This window comes from Acinetobacter sp. UBA3461 (assembly GCF_002381195.1).
GTDB classification, from domain to species: Bacteria; Pseudomonadota; Gammaproteobacteria; order Pseudomonadales; family Moraxellaceae; genus Acinetobacter; species Acinetobacter schindleri.
Map to the genome: position 1 here is coordinate 1 of NZ_DFRO01000035.1, position 3,711 is coordinate 3,711.

At 38.5% G+C, this 3,711-nt stretch carries 4 protein-coding genes; all 4 read left to right on the forward strand.

What is annotated here, in order from left to right; all coding sequences use genetic code 11:
- Positions 1 to 547 precede the first annotated feature (547 nt).
- Positions 548 to 823 carry a metal/formaldehyde-sensitive transcriptional repressor gene (locus B3D47_RS09805; protein ID WP_001133624.1) on the forward strand — a complete coding sequence of 92 codons (276 nt, stop codon included), beginning with the start codon at positions 548 to 550 and terminating at the stop codon, positions 821 to 823.
- Positions 824 to 844: 21 nt separating this feature from the next.
- Positions 845 to 1,957, forward strand: a complete 1,113-nt coding sequence (locus B3D47_RS09810) for an S-(hydroxymethyl)glutathione dehydrogenase/class III alcohol dehydrogenase (protein ID WP_004897268.1) — start codon at positions 845 to 847, stop codon at positions 1,955 to 1,957.
- Between the two features lie 228 nt (positions 1,958 to 2,185).
- Entirely contained in the window at positions 2,186 to 3,016 is an 831-nt protein-coding gene (fghA, locus tag B3D47_RS09815) for an S-formylglutathione hydrolase (RefSeq protein ID WP_004897267.1), read from the forward strand.
- Between the two features lie 333 nt (positions 3,017 to 3,349).
- Positions 3,350 to 3,652, forward strand: a complete 303-nt coding sequence (locus B3D47_RS09820; protein ID WP_004897265.1) for a putative quinol monooxygenase — start codon at positions 3,350 to 3,352, stop codon at positions 3,650 to 3,652.
- Positions 3,653 to 3,711 lie beyond the last annotated feature (59 nt).

Genomic DNA, 3,711 nt, shown 5'->3' on the forward strand with positions numbered 1-3,711 from the left:
ATCACTATTTGCAACAGTGCCGTTTAAATTCATGATCACCAAAATTTTCTAGGATAAGAGCATTCATCATCTTATTCATAGTTATTCCTTATTCTTAACTGGGGGATGATATGCACAGTACCAAAATAAATTAATCCAATAAATGATATTTATAGGATTTAATAATTCCTAAATAATGAATAATAAATATCATCCGCTCACTAAAAATATTCTAGTACAGTCTGTAAAGGCAGTTTAATCTAAACTGTCGGTAGTATTTTCAAGGCTTGAAACGTTCAAAATATCTACAAAGTGGCTAAAATTTGAAACATAATTCTAAAAGGTCACAGCATCACAAAGAACATGAGCCAAAATAAAAAAATGGGAGCTGAAAGTCCCATTCTTTGTGACTTTAGCATCAGCTCTACGATGTTAATTTAAAAAAAAACTAAAAACAGGGATAGAAAATTTTCGCTAAAGGTCTTTTTGATTTTCGATTTATAAAAAATATTGCTTTTTTTATACTATGGGGTACTATAGTATTAATGCTAGCAAGTAAGGAGGTCTGATGCCTAATCAGGTTGAAGACAAAAAAAAGATTCTTCTACGCGTCAGAAAGATCAAAGGTCAGACGCAAGCGATTGAAAAAGCGTTAGAAGACAATGTGGAATGTGGTGCAATTCTGCAACAAATATGCTCTGTGCGTGGTGCTATTAATGGTTTAATGAATGAAATGTTGGAGGTTCATTTAAAGGACACTTTAGTATCAGGTGAAACTACAGAACAACAACGAAAAGAAGAATTGGCTGAAATCGCCAAGATTCTAAAATCATATTTAAAATAGATCTGTATAAGGAATTATTCCATGAAGTCACGTGCTGCTGTTGCGTTTGGTCCTGGTCAACCTCTTCAAATTGTTGAAGTTGATGTTGCACCACCGAAGAAAGGTGAAGTATTAATCAAGATCTCCCATACCGGTGTGTGTCATACAGACGCATTTACTTTATCTGGCGATGATCCTGAAGGTGTTTTTCCTGCTATTCTCGGGCATGAAGGTGCTGGTGTTGTAGTTGAGGTTGGTGAAGGCGTGACTAGCGTCAAACCAGGTGATCACGTAATTCCACTTTACACTGCTGAATGTGGCGAGTGCGTATTCTGTAAATCTGGAAAATCGAACTTGTGTATTTCCGTTCGCGAAACTCAAGGTAGAGGTGTAATGCCAGATGGTACCACTCGTTTTTCCTACAATGGTCAACCGATTTATCACTATATGGGCTGCTCAACGTTCAGTGAATACACTGTAGTGGCAGAAGTATCATTGGCTAAAATCAATCCTGAAGCCAATCACGAACATGTCTGCTTACTGGGTTGTGGTGTCACAACGGGTATCGGTGCAGTACACAACACGGCTAAAGTACAAGAAGGTGATAGTGTTGCGGTCTTTGGTTTAGGTGGTATTGGTCTGGCAGTCGTACAAGCCGCACGTCAAGCTAAAGCAGGGCGTATTATTGTAGTTGACATGAATCCAGATAAATTTGCGCTGGCAAAAGAGTTTGGTGCAACGGACTTCTTGAACCCTAAAGACTACGACAAACCAATCCAGCAAGTCATTGTCGAAATGACTGGCTGGGGTGTAGATCATTCATTTGAATGTATTGGTAACGTGAATGTAATGCGTGCAGCCCTTGAAAGTGCACACCGTGGCTGGGGACAATCCGTAATTATTGGTGTAGCTGGCGCAGGTCAGGAAATCTCTACCCGTCCATTCCAGCTTGTTACTGGTCGTAAATGGCTAGGTTCTGCCTTTGGTGGCGTAAAAGGTCGTACGCAACTTCCAGGAATGGTTGAAGATGCCATGAACGGTAAAATTCAATTAGAACCATTTGTGACACATACGATGGGCTTGGATCAGATCAATGAAGCCTTTGATCTAATGCATGAAGGTAAGTCAATTCGTACTGTAATTCATTACGAATAATTCCGTCAGACCTTATACTTTTCCATGCATGTGCATCATGAATGACATGCATGGAATTCTCCAAAACGGCACATCATCTGTAAAACAGATCTATCTGTGTAGGCATCGTGTATAGGTTCAATCAACCTGCCTACATTTTAAATCTTTATCACTATTCTCTGTGGAGAATGTCGGACTCTTTGTTTACTCGATTTCTCATGAAGTCTTGCTCAACATAGGTAATTGATTATGGAAATAATTGAGAAACATGCTTCTTTTGGTGGATCGCAAGAAGTGTATCGCCATCAGTCAATAGCATTAAACTGTTCAATGAAATTCTCAATATATCTGCCACCTCATGACAAAGATGAGCGGTTGCCAGTTTTATATTGGTTATCAGGACTGACTTGCAACGAACAGAACTTTATTACTAAAGCCGGAGCACAAAAGTATGCGGCTGAACATAAAGTCATTATTGTTGCACCAGATACCAGCCCACGTGGAGAAGATGTACCAGATCATGCAGATTATGATTTAGGCCAAGGTGCAGGATTCTATGTGAATGCAACACAAGCACCTTGGTCACAGCATTTCAAAATGTATGATTATATTGTGGAAGAGCTCAGAAATCTGATTGACCTAAATTTTCCGACCAATCAAGTCCAAAGTATTATGGGTCATAGCATGGGTGGTCATGGTGCATTAGTAATTGGGTTAAAAAATCCTGAGCTGTATAAAAGTATTTCTGCTTTTGCACCGATTGTTGCACCTAGCCAAGTACCTTGGGGGAAAAAGGCTTTCACACATTACCTAGGTGAAACCGAAACTTTATGGAAAAGCTATGATGCGATTGAATTAATCAAAAACGCTGAAGTTCATATACCTATTTTAGTCGATCAGGGAACAGCTGATGATTTTCTTGAAGAACAGTTAAGGCCTAAGCTTCTTAGTGATATGTGTTTGGAACAAGAATATCCTCTTACACTTAACCTAAGAGAAGGGTATGACCATAGCTATTACTTCATTGCGAGCTTTATAGAGAAACATATAGAGTTTCACAGCAAACTCCTAGCTAAATAACTTTGATAGATATGAGGATGTACATGTTGTTCTTGAATGCTTCTTGAGCAATATAATTTTCAGATGAAGAGGTCAGCTTATAAATCTAAGGTAGAGTCAATTGATCCTTATATAACTAAGATTGAATTTAACCATCTCATATCTTAATTTTTTGATTCAAATGTTAATGATATTAACTTGAATAAATTCATAGCATTATGTCGGAATAAAAAAACAGATTTTGGCTCAGCTATGGGATTTTTTTTTAACTTTTATACAACAAAACTTTCTGACATGCATACATTAGCAATGTCAGAATCAGTTTTAATTCTAGTCAATTGTGGAGTTTTAGTCATGCTTAAAACAGCTTTATATGTCCGCCTTGAAGCTAAACCGGGTAAAGAAGACGAAGTGGAAGCTTTCCTTAAAGCCGGTTTACATATTGTAATGGAAGAACCTGCGACAGTTGCGTGGTTTGGCCTACGTCTTGGACCTACAACATTTGGTATATTTGATGCATTTCCTGATGAGGCGGGTCGCCAAGCACATCTATCTGGCAAGGTTGCAGCTGCTTTGATGGCTCAGGCCGATGAGCTATTTTCAGAGCCACCGTCTATTGAAAAAGTAGATGTTTTGGCGAGTAAACTACCAGCTTAAACCGACGCTTAAATGTATGAGTGTGCTGCCTGAAATTTGGCACTGTTGCAAATAGTGAT